We start from the raw sequence: 19,436 nt of genomic DNA on the forward strand, positions 1-19,436 counted from the left end.
GCTGCGGTTCGGCAGTGCCCCGAAGGGGCGCGGGGAACTGCGCGACCGGCCACGACGGACCCGCGGACGACTACCGCACTTCCCGCCGGAGCGGGTAGCCCACACGGCGTACGCAGGATCGTTGCGGCAGCCCCGCACGGGTGACGGCAGGCGTCGAGGAGCCGCCGCCGGGGCAGGGCGAAGGCGGACGTCGGGTTCCCGGCGGTCCGCTCATTCCCGTACGGAAAAGGAATCCATGCGCCTTCGCCACACCGTCGCCGCCTCTCTCGGCGCGCTCGCTCTCGTCGTCACCCTGCCGACCTCCGCGAGCGCCGCCACCGGCGACTTCTCCTACAAGTACGTGGGCCTCGACGGCTTGCCCCGGTCGGTCACGCTCCACGACCCGCACAGCCCCGCCTGCATCACGCTCCCGGAGGTCGCCGACCCGTACGTCTCCCCGCCGGCGTTCGCCCCGCACAACAACACCGACGTCTGGGCGACGGTGTTCACCGAGCCCGGCTGCACCGGCGACTCGTGGAAGCTGAAACCGCACGGGAACCCCGCCACGGACAGGCTCAAGCTCCGCTCGGTGTACCTGTCCGAAAGCCGCTGAGCCCCGGCGCGGTCACCCTGTCGTCGACCCGCCGTCCACGGTGAACTCCGCCCCCGTGATGTACGACGACGCGTCCGACGCCAGGAACAGCACAAGATCGCCGACCTCCTCCGGGCGGCCCATTCTGCCGAGCGGCAGATGGGACCAGTCCCGCCCGGCGGAGGCCGCGGAGATCATCGGCGTGTCGATCGCCCCCGGGTGCACGGAGTTGACCCGGACGCCGAACCGCGCGAGGTCGAGCGCCGATGACCGGGTCAGGCCCCGCAGTCCGAACTTCGTCGACCCGTACGCCGCATGCCCCGGTATCCCCACGAGCCCCGCCGTGGACGAGACGTTCACGATCGAGCCGCCCCCGGCGTCCCGCAGTGCCGGAAGCACCGCCTGGATCCCCAGGAACGGCCCGAGCAGATTGACGCGGATCAGCGCGTCGAAGTTCTCGTACGTCTCGTTCTCCACGGACGCGGTGTGCCATAGCGCGGCATTGTTGACCAGGGCGTCCAGGCGGCCGAAGGTGTCGAGGGAACGCGCCACGGCCGCGCCCCAGCTCTCCGCGTCCGCGACGTCATGGCGTACGAACACCCCTTGCTCGCCAAGGGACTTGGCGACCTCGTGGCCCTCCTCCTCCCGGACGTCCGTCACCACCACCCGTGCCCCGGCCGCCGCGAAGAGCCGCGCCTCCGCGGCCCCCTGACCGCGCCCCGCGCCGGTGATGAGGACCGTCTTGCCGTCCAGCCCGTATGAGATCGCCCGGGAGTTCATGTCGCACACGCCTCCAGTACCGCCACGGTCCGCCATCTGTTTCTAACAGTCATGCTTCTAGCAGGCATACATGGAGACATGAAGAGGGACGGTCCTCGCGCCGGCGGCGTACATAAGATGGCCGAACTGCGACCAGCAGCACCGAGCAGGGCACAGCAGAGCGGAGCGGCACATGGGACCTGCGATCAGTCTGCGCAAGGTGGAGGAGGCGGCGCCCGCCCTGGTCAGCCTCTACAAGAGCGCCGGTGTCAGCTTCCACAAGCACGGCCTTGAGGGCGAGCGTGCCGCCGTCTACCTCGTCATCGACTACTCCGGCTCCATGAAGCCGTACTACAAGGACGGCACCGTCCAGGCACTCGCCGACCGCGTCCTCGGCCTGTCCGCGCACCTCGACGACGACGGCGTGGTGCCCACGGTCTTCTTCTCCACGGACGTCGACGCCGTCACGGAGATCGCCCTCGAACGCCACCACGGCCGGGTCGACGAGATCGTCGCCGGGCTCGGTCACATGGGCAAGACCAGCTACCACCTGGCGATGGACGCCGTGATCGACCACTACGTGGACAGCGGCTCCACGGCGCCCGCCCTGGTCGTCTTCCAGACCGACGGCGGCCCCATCAACAAGCTCGCCGCCGAGCGGTACCTGTGCAAGGCGTCGAAGCTGCCGCTGTTCTGGCAGTTCATCGGCTTCGGCGACGCGAAGAGCAAGCAGTTCGACTACCTCCGCAAGCTGGACGAACTCGCCGTCCCCGCCAAGCGCACCGTCGACAACGCGGGCTTCTTCCACGCGGGCCACGATCCCCGCGCCGTCCCGGACGACCGCCTCTACGACCAGCTGGTGGGGGAGTTCCCGGCGTGGCTCGCGGCGGCGCGGACGCAGGGGATCGTGACCGCCTGACCCCTGCGCCGCGCGCGCCCGGAGCGCCTAGTCGACCATCCGCTCCCGCAGCGCGAGGATCGTCCGCGCGTCGAGCCCGAGTCCCTTGCGCAGATAGCCGTCGAAGCTCCCGTACTGCTTCTTCACCTCGTCGAGCGAGGCCTCCAGATATCCGGTGCGGACCTCCTGGAGCGGGATCAGCAGATCGGGGTTCTGCATCATCCCGCTCTGCTTGAGGCTCTCGCGCACCTTCGCGTCGTACGCGGCCCGATAGGTGTTGGACGCCAGATAGTCGCCCACGGCGGTGCGCTCGGGGACGCCGACGGCACGAAGCAGCAGATAACTCGTCCAGCCGGTACGGTCCTTGCCCGACGTGCAGTGGTAGAGCAGCGGTGAGGCGTCGCCGCCCCGCGCGATGTCGCGCAGGGTCGCCGCGAACTGCGCGCGGTTGGTGCCGTCGGTGACGAAGGTGCGGTAGACGTCGCGCATGAAGGCTTCCGCCTTGCCGTTGCCGAGCATCTCCTCCTGTTTGACGGGGTCCTTGGAGCCGATCACGGTCATCAGCATGGTGAAGAGACCGTTGTCGCTGACGGCCCGGGACGTCGGGGTGAGCCCCGCGGGCAGCCGGTCGGCCCCCTCGTACTTCACCTCGGCCGGCACCCGGAAGTCGACGACCTTCTTCAGGCCGAGCTTGGCGAGGGTGCCTACATCGGCGTCCGTCAGCTTGGCCAGGGCGTCGGCGCGGAAGACCCGGCCGTAACGGACCTGCTCCCCGTCGTAGGTGCGATAGCCGCCCAAGTCTCTTGCGTTGACGGCTCCTTGGAGCGGGATCTGGCGTACGCCGTCGGATGCGGGGCGGGGGTGCTGCGGGGCGTGCCGGGCGGTGTCGCGCCCGGGGGCCGTGGGCTCGGCGTGGGCCGCCCAGGCGGGCAGGGTGCCCAGGGCGATCGCGGAGATCGCGACGCCGACTGCTGTGCGCGTGCGGGCGATGTGCATGTGGGGCCGCCTTCCGTTCGGTAGCGGTCGCTCATGGCCACTCGTCGTTCAACCAACCAAGCGATTGTTTGGCCGAAGGTAGCGGGGTGCCCGTGCGTGGGGAAGGCGTGTGCGGCGACTATCTGACGGGTCGTTACTTTGGTGGGTGACAGGTGTCACCGCGATGTAAAGAGTGCCCCGGTATGAGCCCTTCGGTGTCCGCTACTCGGCGAGCCGTGCGGTCGCCCGGCGCCGGCGCTCGGTCGCTCCCTGAAGGAAGCGGATCACGGTCTCCAGTTCGTCGACCGTGAACTCCTCGCAGAGTTCGTCCACTTCGCGCTTCCAGTCCTCGAAGATGCCGGCCAGGTCCGCGAGCTTCTCGCGGCGGATCTCGATGAGCACCCGCCGCTTGTCGCTCTCGGTGGCGCTGAGGCCCTGCCGGGCGGCGACGGCGGAGTGGAACATCACCGTCACCGCGCTGTTCTCGCGCTCGGCGGAGGCGGAGCCGACATGGCAGGGACCCTCGCCACCGATTCTCCGTCGGCGGCTTCCAGACCGCGCCGGTCGCGGACCGGCTCGCGGTGCGGTTCGGGCGCCTGGTCCTGGTCGCAGGGTCGCTCCTGATGGCGGGCGGTTTCGACGGAAGTGGCGTAGGTCACGCGGGCGGCCCGGAACAAGGGTCGCCCGTGGGCGTGTTACCGTTATGTGTTGCAGTTTTGGTACCCATGAACATGATGTGCGCCTGACGGGAATGCTCCGAAGGCGCATTGTTTGTTTTACCGGTCTTTCCGGGATGGGGGTCATTGCAGCGCTGGGATATCCGCAAAACCGCGGGCATCCGTACTCTGCCCCTGTCTTAGGAGATTGACATGGCAACTGGCACCGTGAAGTGGTTCAACTCGGAAAAGGGCTTCGGCTTCATCGAGCAGGACGGCGGCGGCCCCGACGTCTTCGCCCACTACTCGAACATCGCGTCCTCGGGCTTCCGTGAGCTCCTCGAGGGCCAGAAGGTTTCCTTCGACGTCACGCAGGGCCAGAAGGGCCTGCAGGCCGAGAACATCGTTCCCGCCTGATCGTCGAAGCACGCGAACCTCTCGGCCGGGGCCCGCACCAGAAAGGTGCGGGTCCCGGCTTGTGCTGTCACCAGGTCCAGGAAGGCATTTCCGTATGAATCGCTCCGACCGCCCGGCGCGTCCTGCCCGCAGGCGCTCCACGAACGCACGCGGAAAGGCCCCGGTGGCCGGCGGCGGCCACACAAAGGGCACCGCGAAGAAGTCAGGCCGCCCCAAGGCGAGGCCCGTGCAGGGCGAATTCGCACTGCCCGAGAGCATCACCCCCGCGCTGCCCGCGGTCGAGCAGTTCGCCGACCTGGACATGCCGGAGGCGCTGCTCAAGACGCTGGCCGCGCAGGGCGTGACCGAGCCGTTCCCGATCCAGGCCGCCACGCTCCCCAACTCCCTCGCGGGACGCGACATCCTCGGCCGCGGCCGCACCGGCTCGGGCAAGACCCTCGCCTTCGGCCTCGCGCTGCTCGCCCGCACCGCCGGCCGGCGCGCCGAGCCGCGCTCGCCGCTCGCCCTGGTCCTGGTGCCGACGCGTGAGCTCGCCCAGCAGGTGACGGACGCGCTGACGCCGTACGCGACGTCGGTGAACCTCCGCATGTCGACGGTGGTCGGCGGCCTCTCCATCACCAAGCAGGCGGGCACGCTCCGCCGCGGCGCCGAGATCATGGTGGCGACCCCCGGCCGTCTCAAGGACCTGATCGAGCGCGGCGACGCCGACCTCTCGCAGGTCCGTACGACCGTCCTCGACGAGGCCGACCAGATGGCCGACATGGGCTTCATGCCGCAGGTCACCGCGCTCCTGAAGCAGGTCGAGCAGGGCGGCCAGACGATGCTGTTCTCCGCGACGCTCGACAAGAACATCGACCGTCTGGTCCGGATGTTCCTGACGGACCCGGTCGTGCACTCGGTCGACCCGTCCGCGGGCGCGGTGACGACGATGGAGCACCACGTTCTGTACGTCGCCGACGAGACCGACAAGAAGGCGGTCGCGCTGCGTATCGCCGCCCGCGAAGGCCGCGTCATCCTCTTCCTGGACACCAAGCGTGCCGTCGACCGCTTCACCAAGCGGCTGCTCGCCAACGGGGTGCGCGCCTCCGGGCTGCACGGCGGCCGCTCGCAGCCGCAGCGCAACCGGACGCTCGACCAGTTCAAGAACGGACAGGTCACCGCGCTGGTCGCGACGAACGTGGCGGCGCGCGGCATTCACGTCGACGACCTCGACCTGGTCGTGAACGTGGACCCGCCCACCGACCACAAGGACTACCTCCACCGGGGTGGGCGTACCGCCCGCGCGGGTGAGTCCGGCAGTGTCGTCACGCTCGTACTCCCCGACGAGAAGCGGGACATGACGCGGCTCATGTCCGACGCGGACATCCGCCCGAACACGACGCGGGTGTCGTCGTCGGACGAGGAGCTCGCGCGGATCACGGGTGCGAGGGAGCCCTCCGGGGTGCCGGTGGTCATCGAGGTCCCGCAGCAGCAGGCTGCTCCGCAGCGGGGGCGGCGTCGGCCTGCGGGCCAGGGTGGCGGTCAGCGTCGCGCCCGCTCGGGCGGCTCCCAGTCGCCCCGGGGCGAGGGCCAGTCCCGCACCCCGGGCCAGGGCCAGGGCCAGCCCCGGTCCACCGGTGGTGAAGGCGGCCGCCCCCGCCGCGGCGGCGGCCGAGGCGGTCCCTCCCGCCGAAGCGCGGCGTAGGGCTCCGCCCGGGGTTGCGGAGTTCCTGCACCCGCAGCCCCGGGCCACCGAACAAGCCTTCCCGCCCACCCGCCCGATTGCCCCGCAGCCTCGGCTCACCGAACGAGCCTTTCCCGCCCACCCGCCCGAAACTCGGCAGCGGACGCGAGGGGACGTGTCGGTATGTCCGCACGGAGCACGGTAAGCATGTCTTGCGAGCCGAAGCAGCAAGACGCTCGGACCGAGATGGCGAGTACGGACATACCGGCGCGGCCCCGCCCCACCACCGAGGCGAGACGCCGGCCGCCGCGCCGCCAAGACGGACGGCACCGCATCAACCGCCGCGCCCCCAAGACGAACAGCACCGAGACCGAGGCCCGAAGGAGTACGTGATGGGTCGCAGACAGCGAGAGCATGGGATCGAGTCGAATCTCCAGCCACGGCCTCAGCTCCCCGTAGTCGACGATCTTCGTGCCGACTGCGGCAGCTGCTTCGGGCTCTGCTGTGTGGCCCTCACCTTTGCCAAGTCCTCGGACTTTCCCGTCAACAAGGCCGCCGGTACCCCCTGCACCAACCTCCAGCAGGACTTCCGCTGCGGCATCCATCAGGATCTCCGTCAGCGGGGCTACTCCGGCTGCACCGTCTACGACTGCTTCGGCGCAGGCCAGAAGGTCTCCCAGGGCACGTTCGACGGCGTCGACTGGCGGCAGGGCGACAAGGGCGCCGCCCGCGAGATGTTCGACGTGTTCCCCGTGATGCGCCAACTCCACGAACTGCTCTGGTACTTGACCGAGGCGCGCGACCTGCCCCAGGCCCGCCCCATCAGGCCGGACGTCGAGCGCGCGCTCGCGGAGACCGAGCGCCTCACCCGGGGCACCCCCGCCGAAGTCGCCGCGACGGACGTCGCCACGCACCGCGAGGGCGTCGGCGCCCTTCTCCTGCGCGTCAGTGAACTCGCGCGCGCGGACATCCGCCGGAAGAAGAAGGACCGCAGGGGAGCCGACCTGTTCGGCGCCAAGCTGAAGGGCGCCGACCTGCGCGGCGTCAGCCTTCGCGGTGCCTACCTCATCGCGGCGGACCTCCGCGGCGCGGACCTCAGGCAAGCCGACCTCATCGGCGCGGACTTCAGGGACGCCGACCTGCGCGGAGCGGACCTCACCGGCAGCATCTTCCTGACCCAGTCGCAGGTGAACGCGGCCAAGGGCGACGCGGCCACCAAGCTGCCGCCGGCGTTGAACCGGCCATCGCACTGGAACGGGACGTAGCGGGCGCGGTCCCTACGCGTCGCACTCCACCACCGTCCGGCACAACCCGCACCGCGCCCGGATCCGCCTCCCCGCAGGCACCCGGATCCGCTGCCGGCAGGTGGGACACGGGAACGAGACGCGCAGCACGCCGCCGCTCCCGCTCCCGTCGCGGGAGAACGCGTACGAGCCGCCGCGGGGCGCAGCGCCCGCGGAGCCATGATCCTGCGCGTACCGCCGGTCCTTCGCGTACCGCCGCCGCCCCGCCCACCCCGCGGCCGTCAGCGGCGGCTCCTGCTCGTCGCGCCGCGCCTGGGCAAGGCCCTTCGTGTACGCCGTGTACGCCTGCGCGCTGGTGAACCACGTCTCCGGCGCCTCACCGAAGGCGATGGCCCGCTTGGCGAGGACGTACCCGAACTCCTCAGGAGTGAGATAGCCGAGCTTCTGCGACGAGGCCCCGTCCTCGCGGTAGGCGTCGAGGAGCAGCCAGCCCGCGCCCAGATAGGTCGTGGCGGTGTCGGTGAGGATTTCGTTGTCGCGGGTGCCGGGGAACTCCAGGTCGAGCCGGTGCAGATAGACGTGCATGACCTCGTGGGCGAGTGCCGCTCCGATGTCCCGCCGGTGGGTGCGGAACCGGTCGTTGAGCTCGATGAAGTACTCGGGCCCCGCGGCGAGTTCGACGTATGCCGCGTGCTCCATCTCGCGGAAGCTGACGATCATGCGGGCGTCGGGCAGGCGCAGATGCCGCACCATCTCGCGGGCGACCCGCTGCACGCCCAGATACAGATCGTCGTCGTCGCAGAAGGCGACGTCGGCGGGGGAGACGCTGGTCTCGAAGGTGTGGACGGTGTCGTACGAAAGGCGCTTGTACAGCGCGGTGATCGCGGAACGCACCGTCTCCAGGTGGGGATAGCCGTGCTGCACCGGCCCGCCGTCCGCCACGCGCGCACCCCCTGAAGACGCTCCGACTGGTCCCTGTCGCGCACCAGTTCGCCTCAACCTCGCCTCAACTCGACTCCACTGTAGGGCGGATCCCCTCATCCGGAACCAGCCCACGCGGAGCCCCCTGGCTGAAAACCGCCCCTTGCTCTATGCGGACACCGATCTCCATAATCCGCAACAACGCTTTGGCGGGCTCATGCCATCCACGCGCACCCTGTGGGGACGGCAAGGGCCCGTCATGCGTGCAACCCCCCACGAACCCCCCACGAAGGGAAGCCCGTTGAACACCAAGCTGCGTGGAGTGACAAGAGCCGCCGCCCTCGGTGCCATCGCCCTTGCGACCGCCGTCAGCCTTCAGCCCGCCGCTCAGGCGGCCCCGCACCCCGGCCCCAACCCCGGTGAGCGTGTGGTCGGCGGAACCCCCGCCGAGCAGGGCGAGTTCCCGTTCATGGTCCGTCTGTCGATGGGCTGTGGCGGCGCGCTGTACGCCCAGGACATCGTGCTGACCGCCGCCCACTGTGTGGACGGATCCGGCGACAACACCAGCATCACCGCCACCGGTGGCGTCGTGGACCTCGAGAGCCCCGACGCGATCAACGTGAAGTCCACCAAGGTCCTGCAGGCCCCCGGCTACAACGGCAAGGGCAAGGACTGGGCGCTCATCAAGCTCGAGAAGCCGATCGACCAGCCCACCCTGAAGATCGCCAAGGACGACAAGCTCAACAACGGCGACTTCGACATCGCGGGCTGGGGTGCCGACAAGGAGGGTGGCGAGCAGCAGCGCTACCTCCTCAAGGCGAAGGTCCCGTTCGTCAGCGACGACGACTGCAAGGCCGCGTACGGCGACCAGCTCACGCCCGGCGAGGAGCTCTGCGCCGGCCTCCCCGAGGGCGGCACGGACACCTGCCAGGGTGACTCGGGCGGCCCCATGTTCCGCAAGGACGAGGCGGGCGAGTACATCCAGGTGGGCATCGTCAGCTGGGGCGAAGGCTGCGCGCGGCCGAAGTTCCCCGGTGTCTACACCGAGGTCTCGACCTTCGCCGCGGACATAGAGAAGGCGGCGTCGGAGCTCTGAGGCGCTAGCCGGGTACAACGCACAACGCACCACACCAAGCGCGGGGCCGGACCAGTCTGTGGTCCGGCCCCGCGTCGTGTCCCCCCGCACGCACCCGCGCACCGTTAGTCCAACACCTGTCCCCTCTTTGTCCATGGGCGCACAAGTCCCGTCCGGCGCAAGGTGATCGACACCGAGAACCGTCCCAGGAGGGGTGCCATGGTGTCGTCAGAAACGTCCGGGCCGAGCCGCAGAACCGTCGTCGCCGCGGGAGCGCTGGCCGGTGTCGGCGCCGCCGTCGGCCTCGGCGGCACCGCGTTCGCCGGGCCCGCGGCGGGCGAGACCGTCATCCGCTCCGGCACGCTGGAGGTGCGCGTCGCCACCGACTTCCCGCGCATCGTGTCGTACAAGGACCGGGCCACGAACGCGGTCCTGTACGCCCAGTCGGACACCGTCACGACGCTCCTGATCGACGAGAAGGAGCACACCCCGAAGGTCACCCACACCGCCGGTGACGACCGTGTCGCGTACGTCCTCACGCTCACCGGCGGCACCACCGTCGCCGTCGAGATCGCCGTCGACGACCGGCAGGTGCACTGGCGGGTGACGGAGATCGCCGACACCGACGCGCTGCGCGTGGGCACCCTCCGCGTCCCCGGCCTCGCCCTGCTCTCCGTACGCAGCGACCAGGCGGGCGCCACACTCCTCGCCGCCAAGGTCCAGCTGGACAAGGCCAAGAGCGGCGACACCGAGGTCAGGCCGACGCCGGACACCGCCGCGGAGGCGGCCACGGGATGCGCGTACGCGGTGGTCGCGCACGACAGGCTCGGCGGCGCTGTCGAGACCAACACGGTCTGGGACAAGCCCACCACCGAGGCCGGGACGACCTGGGAGAACGGCCGCCTCTGGCGGGAGACCGTCAAGCGGGACGGGTATGTGGAGGCCCGGCTCACGCCCGGCCAGTGGACGCACCGCGCGGCGACCGCGCCCGCCGGGGACACCGAGCCGCTTCCGTACGCCACCGTCGTCGTCACCGGCGACCGCAACGGCGACGGCAAGGTCGACTGGCAGGACGCCGCCATCGCCTTCCGCGACATCATGGTGAACCCGCTGGGCGCCGACGAGCAGCACCTGAGGGTCGTCCCGCACATCCCCTTCAACTTCGCGTCACAGGCGACGAACCCGTTCCTGACGACCCTGGACAACGTCAAACGGATCAGTCTCGCCACCGACGGCCTGCGGCAGTACACCCTGCTCAAGGGCTACCAGTCCGAGGGCCACGACTCGGCGCACCCCGACTACGCGGACAACTACAACACCCGCGCGGGCGGCCTGGACGACCTCAACACCCTGGTCCGCGAGGGCAAGAAGTGGAACAGCGACTTCAGCGTGCACGTCAACGCCACCGAGTCGTACCCCGTCGCGAACGCCTTCTCGGACACGCTCGTCGACAAGGCCAACGAGCAGTGGGACTGGCTCGACCAGAGCTACCGCATCGACCAGCGCCGCGACCTGGTCTCCGGCGACATCATCAAGCGCTTCGCCGATCTGCGCGCACAGACCGACAAGGCCCTCAACACCCTCTACATCGACGTGTTCCGGGAGTCCGGCTGGACCTCCGACCGGCTCCAGCGGGCCTTCCGCGAGCAGGGCTGGATCGTCACGTCGGAGTGGGGCCACGGCTTCGAGCGCTCGTCGGTCTGGTCGCACTGGGCCACCGAGCCCGACTACGGCGGCGACACGTCGCGCGGCATCAACTCCCGCCTGATCCGCTTCATCCGCAACCACCAGAAGGACGTCTTCGCCGACAAGTGGCCCACGCTGCTCGGCATCGCCCGCATGGGCAACTTCGAGGGCTGGGTCGGCAAGACGGACTGGACGTACTTCTACGACCTGATCTGGACCGAATCGCTGCCCGCCAAGTACCTCCAGGCGCACCCCATCAAGTCCTGGGGCGAGCACGAGATCACCTTCTTCGGCGACTCCGGGACGACCGTCTCCGACACCGGCGGCACCCGGCGCATCACGACCGACGGCCGCGTCGTCTACGACGGAGGCAGCTATCTGCTCCCCTGGGAGCCGCGCAAGGCGACGGATCCCGCCAAGTTGTACCACTACAACCCCGAGGGCGGCAGCGGCAGTTGGCGGCTGCCGAAGGGGTGGGCGGGTCTGTCCAAGGTCGCCCTGTACCGGCTCACCGACCAGGGGCGGGTCTTCGTCGCGGACGTCCCGGTGCGCGGGGGCGGTGAGGTGACGCTCGACGCCGAGGCCAAGCAGCCCTACGTCCTCTACCGCTCGCGCGCCGATGCCGTGCCGGCCCCGGAGTGGGGGCAGGGGACGCCGCTGCACGACCCGGGCTTCAACTCCGGTTCCCTGGACGGCTGGAAGGTGTCCGGACCCGCGTCCGTCGAGCTCAGCGACCTCGGCGACCACGAGCTGGTGATCGCATCGGGCGGCGCGGCGGCCGTCGGCCGGCGGCTGAGCCGGCTGAAGGCGGGGACGTACGTCGCGTCCGTGCAGGTGGAGGTGGGCGCGAAGGCGGGTGAGGAACGCAGGGCGAGCCTGGAGGTGCGCACGGCGGACGGGGTCTCGGCGGCGAATTGGACGCGGACGTCCACGGCGGGGAACTTCGTGGCCGCCGACCGCAAGCACGGGACGCGCTTCCAGCGCATGTTCACGTACTTCACCGTGCCCGAGGGAGGTGGAGCGGTGGAGTTGACGCTGCGGGCCGAGGCGGGGAAGGCGCGCGTGCGGTTCGACAACGTACGGGTCGTCGCGAGCGGCCGTCCGGTGAAGCTGCCCCGCGGTGTCCTCGCCCACGAGGACTTCGAGCATGTCCCGCAGGGCTGGGGGCCGTTCGTGAAGGGTGACGCGGGCGATGTCACCGATCCGCGTACGCACATCGCGCAGCGGCACGCGCCGTATACGCAGCGGGGCTGGAACGGGAAGGCGATCGACGACGTCGTCGACGGCGCGAACTCCCTGAAGTCGCGGGGTGAGAACGCGGGTCTCGTGTACCGGACGGTGCCGCATACGGTGCGTTTTGCTCCCGGCAAGCGGTATCGGGTCTCTTTCCGGTACGAGAACGAGAAGGCGGGGGAGTACGTGTGGGTGACGGCGGTGGACGAGCCGGGCCCGCGTGAGACGGACCGGAAGGAACTTCCGGTGGCCACGGAGCCGACGCCTCTCACCTACGAGTTCACGGCTCCCGCCAAGGGGGAGGCGTGGGTCGGTCTCCGCAAGACGGGGGACGACGGCAAGGCGGAGTTCGTCCTGGACGGCTTCGAGGTGCGGGAGGTGTAGGGCTGGGGGGGGCCGGGGTGCTGCCCCGGCCCCCCGGATTGCCCGGCAGCTGACTTTTCAGCCCGTCCGGCGTTTGAGGACGAACTCGGCGAAGCCGGTGATCAGCCCAGCTCCACCCTCCCCCCAGCCCTCTCCAGCTCCAGCACCCACACCTCGTTGGCCCCCTCCCGCAGCACCGGCCCGGGGACGTACAGCGAGGCCTGTGGGCCCACTGTCCAGTACCGGCCCAAGTTGAAGCCGTTCAGCCATACGAACCCCCGTGTCCAGCCGGGGAGTTCGAGGGAGGCGTCCCCGGGGGAGCGGAGGTCAAGGGTGCCCCGGTAGAGGCCGGGGCGGCCGGCCCCCGCTGCTCCCGCGGCCGGAACGCCCCGCACGGCCGACGCCACGTCGAACGCGTCAAGCCGCAACCCCTGCGCCCGCACCCCGTGCAGATACTGCCGCTCGTGCAGAATCCCCCCGGTGATCCCCTTCGTCTCGCCCGTCCGTGGCCCGTAGTTGACCCTCCCCAGAGACTCCACCCACAGCTCCACGCGCGCGTGCCCCGCAACAGGCTCGGGGAGCGTCGGGGCGTCCTCCGTGAGGACACCGGAGCGCGTCCCGTCCACATACACGACCGCCAGGTCCCGAAGGCCCCGCACGCTCAGCGGCAGCGGGCGCCGGGGACCCGGCACGGTCAGCGCGTACCCGACCAGGCCGCGGTCGATGTCGAGCTCTTCGAAGGTGGGCGGTACCGCGCGCTCCACCACCGGGCCGCCCAGTGACTCCATGACGGCGGGGAGAGCAGACCACTCGCCGAGCTCCGCAGCGACCGGCGCACCCAGCGCCGGCGGCTGGGGAGGGAGATCCGGCAGCGGGCCGTCCGCGTACCGCGCGAGGACCTCCCGGAAGGCCCAGAACTTGGGAGTCGGGCGGCCGAACTCGTCGATGGGGGCGTCGTAGTCGTAGGACGTGACGTCGGGTTCGAGGGCGCCGTCGTGCAGCGCGCCGCCGCCCCGGTTCGCCCCCGCCCAGCCCGCGAAGTTCGTACCCCCGTGCGCCATGTAGAGGTTCACCGAGGCTCCGCACTCCAGGATTTCGCGCAGGGCACGAGCCGCGTCCGCCGCGTCTCGTACGACGTGCTCCGCGCCCCAGTGGTCGAACCAGCCGCACCAGAACTCCATGCACATCAGCGGCCCCTTGGGGCGGTGCCTGCGCAGGGTCTCGAAGGCGGCCCGCGCCCCCGAGCCGAAGTTGGCCGTCGCCAGGACACCGGGGACCGAGCCTCCGGTGAGCATGTGGTCCTCGGGGCCGTCGGAGGTGAACAGGGGGACGGTCACGCCCGCCGCGTGGAGCAGGTCGGTGAGGTGGCGCAAGTAGAGGGCGTCCGAGCCGTAGCTGCCGTACTCGTTCTCCACCTGCACCATGATCACGGGGCCGCCCCGGTCGTGCTGGCGGGGCACGACCTCCTCCAGGAGGCGGTCGAACCAGCGGTCCACGTACTCCAGGTACTCCTCGTCGCGGGTACGCGCGCGTGCCCCCACGGCTCCGGTCACCCAGTGCGGAAGGCCGCCGTTCTCCCACTCGGCGCAGATGTACGGGCCCGGCCTGACGATCGTCCACAGGCCCGCCTCCTCGGCGGCGTCCAGGAAGCGGCCGAGTGCCTGGACGTCGTGGTACTCGCCGGGGTGCGGCTCGTGCAGGTTCCACGGGACGTACGTCTCCACGCAGTTGAGTCCCATGGCGCGCAGCATCGCGAGCCGATGCCCCCACTGCGCCTCGTGCACCCGGAAGTAGTGCAGCGCCCCGGAGAGCAGCCGTACGGGCCGCCCGTCCAGCTCGAAATCGTCCTCGCCCACCGTGAACTCGGCCATCACTTCCCTCTCGCTCACTTACTGCTCGCCACGATCACCTCTGGCGGGCGGCAGGGTCCATGGACAAAGATCTAGGCGGGTTGGACGCAGCGGACGCGGCAGACGCGGCGAGTGCACCAGAGTGCGGGACGAAAGGGGCACCAGCGGATGTATCACACGTGGATGCGGTATTTCACGCCGAGCCCGGCCCACCACAAGCTCGGCCTGGCCTGCCTGGGCGTCGGCCTGCAGCACGGCCTGCTGCCGACCGTGGGCCCGCGCACCCTCGACCACCATGTCGCCGTCGTCGTGAGCGCGGGCGGCGGCTGGTTCCAGGGCGTCGACGGCCGGCGTACGACGGTGACGGCGCCCGCGCTGATCTGGCTCACCCCAGGGGTGCGCCACCACTACGGGCCCGACCCGGAGAGCGGCTGGGACGAGTGCTTCGTCGACTTCACGGGCCCCGCGACGGCGACGTACACCGAACTCGGCTACATCGAGCCGACCCGCCCCGTGGTGCCGCTGTCCGACGCAGCCGGAGCGCGCGCCGCCGTCGGGCGCATCGCGCGCGCGGCACGGCGCGGCAATCCGCTCCTGGAGGTCGAGACGGGCGCCGCCGTCCATGAACTGCTCGTCGCCCTGCGCCGGGCCCGCGCCGACATCGCCCCCGACGGCGATCCGGTGCTTCAGGCGCTGGCCCGCGACGCCTTCCAGCCACTTTCCGTCGCCGAGCACGCGGCACGGCACGGCATGACCCCCGCGGAGCTGCGCACCGCCGTCCGCCGCGGGGCCGGCTGCAGCCCCAAGGACTACCTCCTCGGCATCCGCCTCGGCCGCGCCAAGGAGCTGCTCGCCGCCACGGAGCTGCCGGTCGCGGCCGTCGCACGCCGTGTCGGCTACGACGATCCGGCGTACTTCTCGCGGCTCTTCACGCGCCGTGTGGGCATGGCTCCGGTCCGCTTCCGTGAGCAGCAGGGACGTGCCGTCCCCGGCGGCTGGTCGCAGCAGATACCGGACCCTGACGACCCACCCATTTTGCGCTCTTCCGGCATCGGCGGCGGTGCAGCGGCAACGTAGGCTCGTGAACCATGACCACCAGCCACAACACGACCGAAGCGAACGGATCCGGGGCGACGGACGAGGCCGTGCGCGCCGAGCTGTCCCGTCTGCGCGACAGCATCGACAACATCGACGCGGCCGTCGTCCACATGCTCGCCGAGCGTTTCAAATGCACCCAGCAGGTCGGCCATCTCAAGGCCAACCACCAGCTTCCGCCCGCCGACCCGGCCCGTGAGGCCCGGCAGATCGAGCGCCTGCGCGAACTCGCGGAGAACGCGAAGCTGGATCCGGCGTTCGCCGAGAAGCTCCTCAACTTCATCATCGCGGAGGTCATCCGCCACCACGAGACCATCGCCAAGTCCTCGTAACGGCGGGGCGGCCCGGCACCGATCTCCGGGCGGCCCGCACGGTTGTCGGCGCCATCGGGCAGCATGGACCCATGTCCGTACTGACGCGCGACGAAGCGCAGACCCGAGCCCAGCTCATCGACGTCCACCGGTACGCGGTCGAGCTCGATCTGACCGTGGGGGACGAGACCTTCGACTCCCGCACGGTCATCCGGTTCAGCGCGCTCGCGGACGACGGGGCCACTGTGGACACCTTCGTCGAGCTCAAGCCCGCCGAGCTGCGCTCCGTCACCCTCGACGGGCGGCCCCTCGACCCGGCGGGCCTGGACGAGAACCGTCTGGCGCTCACCGGGCTCACCGGGGGCGAGCACGAACTGCGCGTCGACGCGGCCATGCGCTACTCCCGCACCGGCGAGGGCATGCACCGCTTCACCGACCCCACGGACGGCGAGACGTACACGTACACACAGCTGTTCATGGAGGACGTGCAGCGCGTCTTCGCCGCCTTCGACCAGCCCGACCTGAAGTCCGTGTTCGAGCTGACCGTCACCGCCCCCGAGGGCTGGACGGTCCTCGCCAACGGCATCACCGAGCATGTGGGCGGCGGCACCTGGCGGGCCGCGGCCACCCCGCTGATCTCCACATACCTCGTCGCCGTCGCGGCAGGACCCTGGCACTCGGTGCGCACCGAGCACCGCGGGCTGCCCTTCGGCATCCACTGCCGCCGCTCGCTCGCGCCCTTCATGGACGCCGACGCCGACGAGCTCCTCGACATCACGCGCGCGTGCTACGACCGCTACCACGAGAAGTTCGAGGAGCCCTACCCCTTCGACTCCTATGACCAGGCGTTCGTCCCGGAGTTCAACGCGGGCGCGATGGAGAACCCCGGACTCGTCACCTTCCGCGACGAGTTCATCTACCGCTCCGCCGTCACCGACACCGAGCGGCAGACCCGCGCCATGGTCATCGCCCACGAGATGGCCCACATGTGGTTCGGTGACCTCGTCACCCTGCGCTGGTGGGACGACATCTGGCTCAACGAGTCCTTCGCCGAGTACATGGGCTTCCAGACCACCGCCGAGGCCACCCGTTTCACCGATACCTGGACGGACTTCGGGGTCACCCGCAAGGCCTGGGGGTACGACGCCGACCAGCGCCCCTCCACGCACCCCGTCGCGCCCGACCCGGACGCCGTGCCCGACACCGCGTCCGCGATGCTCAACTTCGACGGCATCTCGTACGCCAAGGGCGCATCCGCCCTGCGCCAGCTCGTCGCCTGGCTCGGCGAGAAGGACTTCCTTGCCGGCATCAACACCCACATCGCACGGCACAAGTTCGGCAACGCGACGCTCAAGGACTTCATCGAATCCCTCGCCCACAACACCGACCGCGACGTGCACGGCTGGGCCGATGCCTGGCTGCGCACCACCGGCGTCGACACGCTCACCTCGACGGTCGGGCACGACGCCCGCGAATGGACCCTCACCGTCGACCGCGACGGCAGCCGCCCGCACCGCATCGCCGTCGGGGTGTACGACCGTGACCTCACCGACGGGCGCGGCCTCGTGCTGCGCGAGCGGTACGAGACGGACGTCCCGCACTCCGCATCCGAGCAGCCGCGCGACGGCGGGCGCCCCGTCCTGATCGTCCCCAACGACCAGGACCTCAGCTACGCCAAGATCCGCCTCGACGAGGTCTCCCAGGAGACGGCGCTGCGCGGCCTGTCCAGTGTTCCCGACGCCCTCACCCGCGCCGTCCTGTGGAACAGCCTGCGCGACCTGGTCCGCGACGGTGAACTCGCGGGCGCCGCCTATGTGCGGGCCGCCCGCGAGCATCTGCCCGAGGAGACCGACCTCGCCGTCGTCCAGGGCGTCCTCACCTTCGCCACCGCCCAGATCGCGGGCCGCTACCTCCCGGCGGAGGAGCGGTCCATCGCGCTCACCACCCTCACCGAGCTCTGCCGCGACCTGATCCGGCGCACCGAGGACGGCTCGCACGCGGGCCTGCGGCTCACCGCCGTACGCGGCTTCATCGACGTGGCGACGCGGCCCGACCCGCTCCAGGAGTGGCTCGCCGAGGGCACCGTGCCCGGCGGCCCCGAACTGGACCCCGAGCTGCGCTGGCGCGCCCTGACCCGCCTCGCCGTCCTGGGCGCCGTCGACGAGTCCGCGATCGCCGGCGAGCTGGAGCGTGACCCCAGCGCCGCCGGGCAGGAAGGCGCGGCCCGGGCCCGCGCGGCGCTGCCGGAGCCGGAGGCCAAGCGGCGGGCGTGGGAGGCGATGTTCGCCACCGACGACCTCTCCAACTACCTCCTGACCGCGACCGCCCAGGGCTTCTGGCACCCCGAACAGGCCGATCTCGTACGGGAGTACGTCCCGCGCTACTTCGAGGACGCGGTCGCCGTCGCCGCCCGCCGCGGCCCCGCCATCGCCGACGTCGCGGGACGCTGGGCCTTCCCCGCCTCCGCGGTGGACCCCGAGACCCTCCGCCTGGGCGAGGCATGCCTGCGCGACGCCGCCCCGATCCCGGCGCTTCGCCGCAAGCTGGCCGACCAACTGGACGATCTGGCACGGGCGTTGAAGGTCCGGCAGGTCACGACGTCCTGAACGGGCCGCGGGGACTAGGTCCGCGGACCTATGCGGACTGGTCCCCGCCGCCGATCCGACGTCCCGGTGCGTCCCCCTAGGGTCGAAGTCCCAGTACAAGATCCCTAGGAGCTTCCGTGATCGTCGTCACCGGTGCCACCGGAAACGTGGGCCGCGCCCTTGTCACCCAGCTCACCGCCGGCGGGACCCCGGTCCGCGCCCTCACCCGTGACCCGGCGCGGGCCGGGCTCCCGCCGTCCGCCGATGTGGCGCGCTTCGACCCCGCCGCCGAACCCGCCGTGCTCGCCCCGCTGTTCGAGGGCGCGTCCGCGCTGTTCCTGCACCTGTCGGCCGTCGGCGAGCACGCCGAAGCGGTGCTCGCGGCAGCCCGCAAGGGTGGCGTCGAGCATGTCGTCATGCTGTCGTCGGGCATCATCGAGGACGGCGCAGACACGTCCCACCCCATCTACGTCGCCCACGCGGTCCTGGAGGACCAGGTCCGCGCGAGCGGCCTCGCCGGGACCTTCCTGCGGCCCAACGCCTTCGCCACCAACAGCTTCCAGTGGGCGCCGCAGATCCGCTCCGGCGACACCGTCCGTGGCCCCTTCGCCGGAGCCGTGACCGCGCCGATCCACGAGGCCGACATCGCAGCCGTCGCCGCCCGCGCCTTCGCCGACAACAGCCACCGGGGCGCCGTCCACCGCCTCACGGGACCCGCGGCGGTGACGACCGTGGAACAGATCGACAGCATCGGGCGTGCCGTCGGCCGCGACCTGCGCTTCGTCGAGGTGCCGCCGGAGGAGGTGGGCCAGGACCTGTTCCCGCACGTCCCACCGGAGATGCTCCCGGCCCTCCTGACATCCTTCGCCGCGTCAGTCGGAGCCGAGGCGGAGGTCACCACGACGGTCGAGACGGTGACGGGCACGCCGGCGCGAACGTTCGACGAGTGGGCACAGGACCACAGGAACGACTTCAGCTAGGGGGGCGCCCCGAAGGGGCGCGGGGAACTGCGCGAGCAACCACAACGCACCCGCAGACGAATACCGCACACCCCGCGGAGCGCCTAGCACCCCGTCCAAGGCCAACAGGCTTTCTCCGCACGGCAGTACCACTTTCGGGTTCGTATCGTCCGCT

The 19,436-nt window shown here is 70.7% G+C and carries 16 protein-coding genes; 11 read left to right on the top strand and 5 right to left on the bottom strand.

Annotation, left to right across the window (positions count from 1 at the left end):
- Positions 1-235 precede the first annotated feature (235 nt).
- On the top strand, positions 236-592 hold the full coding sequence (locus tag AB0G47_RS02855; RefSeq protein ID WP_360763373.1) for a hypothetical protein: 357 nt from the start codon (positions 236-238) through the stop codon (positions 590-592).
- Positions 593-604: 12 nt separating this feature from the next.
- Here AB0G47_RS02855 and AB0G47_RS02860 read toward each other — a convergent pair whose 3' ends face one another.
- Positions 605-1,351 (bottom strand): glucose 1-dehydrogenase, encoded by a 747-nt coding sequence (locus AB0G47_RS02860; RefSeq protein ID WP_360763377.1) that lies wholly within the window; start codon positions 1,349-1,351, stop codon positions 605-607.
- A gap of 172 nt (positions 1,352-1,523) precedes the next feature.
- On the opposite strand from AB0G47_RS02860, the gene AB0G47_RS02865 reads away from it, so the two are divergent.
- Positions 1,524-2,249 (top strand): VWA domain-containing protein, encoded by a 726-nt coding sequence (locus AB0G47_RS02865; RefSeq protein ID WP_360763379.1) that lies wholly within the window; start codon positions 1,524-1,526, stop codon positions 2,247-2,249.
- A 27-nt stretch (positions 2,250-2,276) separates the two neighbouring features.
- Here AB0G47_RS02865 and AB0G47_RS02870 read toward each other — a convergent pair whose 3' ends face one another.
- Positions 2,277-3,224, bottom strand: coding sequence for a tyrosine-protein phosphatase (locus AB0G47_RS02870; RefSeq protein ID WP_360763381.1), 948 nt, complete (start codon positions 3,222-3,224; stop codon positions 2,277-2,279).
- 201 nt (positions 3,225-3,425) lie between these two features.
- The gene (locus AB0G47_RS02875) at positions 3,426-3,677 is read right to left on the bottom strand and encodes a hypothetical protein (RefSeq protein ID WP_360763383.1); all 252 of its coding nucleotides are present in this window, start codon (positions 3,675-3,677) and stop codon (positions 3,426-3,428) included.
- Between the two features lie 395 nt (positions 3,678-4,072).
- Between AB0G47_RS02875 and AB0G47_RS02880 the strand changes: the two genes are divergently transcribed.
- From AB0G47_RS02880 to AB0G47_RS02890, 3 genes are all read left to right on the top strand, one after another.
- Complete coding sequence (locus tag AB0G47_RS02880; RefSeq protein ID WP_037661310.1) at positions 4,073-4,276, top strand: cold-shock protein; 204 nt, start codon at positions 4,073-4,075, stop codon at positions 4,274-4,276.
- A gap of 94 nt (positions 4,277-4,370) precedes the next feature.
- On the top strand, positions 4,371-5,960 hold the full coding sequence (locus AB0G47_RS02885; RefSeq protein ID WP_360763385.1) for a DEAD/DEAH box helicase: 1,590 nt from the start codon (positions 4,371-4,373) through the stop codon (positions 5,958-5,960).
- A 371-nt stretch (positions 5,961-6,331) separates the two neighbouring features.
- The gene (locus tag AB0G47_RS02890; protein ID WP_360763387.1) at positions 6,332-7,204 is read left to right on the top strand and encodes a pentapeptide repeat-containing protein; all 873 of its coding nucleotides are present in this window, start codon (positions 6,332-6,334) and stop codon (positions 7,202-7,204) included.
- 12 nt (positions 7,205-7,216) lie between these two features.
- Here AB0G47_RS02890 and AB0G47_RS02895 read toward each other — a convergent pair whose 3' ends face one another.
- Positions 7,217-8,125, bottom strand: a complete 909-nt coding sequence (locus tag AB0G47_RS02895) for a hypothetical protein (protein WP_360763389.1) — start codon at positions 8,123-8,125, stop codon at positions 7,217-7,219.
- A 280-nt stretch (positions 8,126-8,405) separates the two neighbouring features.
- On the opposite strand from AB0G47_RS02895, the gene AB0G47_RS02900 reads away from it, so the two are divergent.
- Both AB0G47_RS02900 and AB0G47_RS02905 read left to right on the top strand, forming a co-directional pair.
- On the top strand, positions 8,406-9,200 hold the full coding sequence (locus AB0G47_RS02900; RefSeq protein WP_360763391.1) for a serine protease: 795 nt from the start codon (positions 8,406-8,408) through the stop codon (positions 9,198-9,200).
- 198 nt (positions 9,201-9,398) lie between these two features.
- Positions 9,399-12,482, top strand: coding sequence for an endo-alpha-N-acetylgalactosaminidase family protein (locus AB0G47_RS02905; RefSeq protein WP_360763393.1), 3,084 nt, complete (start codon positions 9,399-9,401; stop codon positions 12,480-12,482).
- Positions 12,483-12,583: 101 nt separating this feature from the next.
- On the opposite strand, the gene AB0G47_RS02910 is transcribed toward AB0G47_RS02905, so the two are convergent.
- Positions 12,584-14,332, bottom strand: a complete 1,749-nt coding sequence (locus tag AB0G47_RS02910) for a beta-galactosidase family protein (RefSeq protein ID WP_360763939.1) — start codon at positions 14,330-14,332, stop codon at positions 12,584-12,586.
- A 147-nt stretch (positions 14,333-14,479) separates the two neighbouring features.
- Between AB0G47_RS02910 and AB0G47_RS02915 the strand changes: the two genes are divergently transcribed.
- The 4 genes from AB0G47_RS02915 (at position 14,480) to AB0G47_RS02930 (ending at position 19,282) form a co-directional block, all read left to right on the top strand.
- Positions 14,480-15,388 carry an AraC family transcriptional regulator gene (locus AB0G47_RS02915; RefSeq protein ID WP_360763395.1) on the top strand — a complete coding sequence of 303 codons (909 nt, stop codon included), beginning with the start codon at positions 14,480-14,482 and terminating at the stop codon, positions 15,386-15,388.
- An 11-nt stretch (positions 15,389-15,399) separates the two neighbouring features.
- Positions 15,400-15,738 carry a chorismate mutase gene (locus AB0G47_RS02920; protein ID WP_360763396.1) on the top strand — a complete coding sequence of 113 codons (339 nt, stop codon included), beginning with the start codon at positions 15,400-15,402 and terminating at the stop codon, positions 15,736-15,738.
- 71 nt (positions 15,739-15,809) lie between these two features.
- The gene (pepN, locus tag AB0G47_RS02925) at positions 15,810-18,323 is read left to right on the top strand and encodes an aminopeptidase N (protein ID WP_360763398.1); all 2,514 of its coding nucleotides are present in this window, start codon (positions 15,810-15,812) and stop codon (positions 18,321-18,323) included.
- A gap of 116 nt (positions 18,324-18,439) precedes the next feature.
- Complete coding sequence (locus tag AB0G47_RS02930) at positions 18,440-19,282, top strand: NAD(P)H-binding protein (RefSeq protein WP_360763400.1); 843 nt, start codon at positions 18,440-18,442, stop codon at positions 19,280-19,282.
- Positions 19,283-19,436: the final 154 nt, after the last annotated feature.

Origin of the sequence: Streptomyces sp. NPDC021622 (assembly GCF_040640795.1) — a bacterium.
Lineage (GTDB): Bacteria > Actinomycetota > Actinomycetes > Streptomycetales > Streptomycetaceae > Streptomyces.

Excerpts from the sequence above, each read along its gene's own strand:
- AB0G47_RS02855 (WP_360763373.1), top strand. The coding sequence starts at position 236 with ATGCGCCTTCGCCACACCGTCGCCGCCTCTCTCGGCGCGCTCGCTCTC.
- AB0G47_RS02860 (WP_360763377.1), bottom strand. The coding sequence starts at position 1,351 with ATGAACTCCCGGGCGATCTCATACGGGCTGGACGGCAAGACGGTCCTC.
- AB0G47_RS02865 (WP_360763379.1), top strand. The coding sequence starts at position 1,524 with ATGGGACCTGCGATCAGTCTGCGCAAGGTGGAGGAGGCGGCGCCCGCC.
- AB0G47_RS02870 (WP_360763381.1), bottom strand. The coding sequence starts at position 3,224 with ATGCACATCGCCCGCACGCGCACAGCAGTCGGCGTCGCGATCTCCGCG.
- AB0G47_RS02880 (WP_037661310.1), top strand. The coding sequence starts at position 4,073 with ATGGCAACTGGCACCGTGAAGTGGTTCAACTCGGAAAAGGGCTTCGGC.
- AB0G47_RS02885 (WP_360763385.1), top strand. The coding sequence starts at position 4,371 with ATGAATCGCTCCGACCGCCCGGCGCGTCCTGCCCGCAGGCGCTCCACG.
- AB0G47_RS02890 (WP_360763387.1), top strand. The coding sequence starts at position 6,332 with ATGGGTCGCAGACAGCGAGAGCATGGGATCGAGTCGAATCTCCAGCCA.
- AB0G47_RS02905 (WP_360763393.1), top strand. The coding sequence starts at position 9,399 with ATGGTGTCGTCAGAAACGTCCGGGCCGAGCCGCAGAACCGTCGTCGCC.
- AB0G47_RS02910 (WP_360763939.1), bottom strand. The coding sequence starts at position 14,332 with ATGGCCGAGTTCACGGTGGGCGAGGACGATTTCGAGCTGGACGGGCGG.
- AB0G47_RS02915 (WP_360763395.1), top strand. The coding sequence starts at position 14,480 with ATGTATCACACGTGGATGCGGTATTTCACGCCGAGCCCGGCCCACCAC.
- AB0G47_RS02920 (WP_360763396.1), top strand. The coding sequence starts at position 15,400 with ATGACCACCAGCCACAACACGACCGAAGCGAACGGATCCGGGGCGACG.
- pepN (WP_360763398.1), top strand. The coding sequence starts at position 15,810 with ATGTCCGTACTGACGCGCGACGAAGCGCAGACCCGAGCCCAGCTCATC.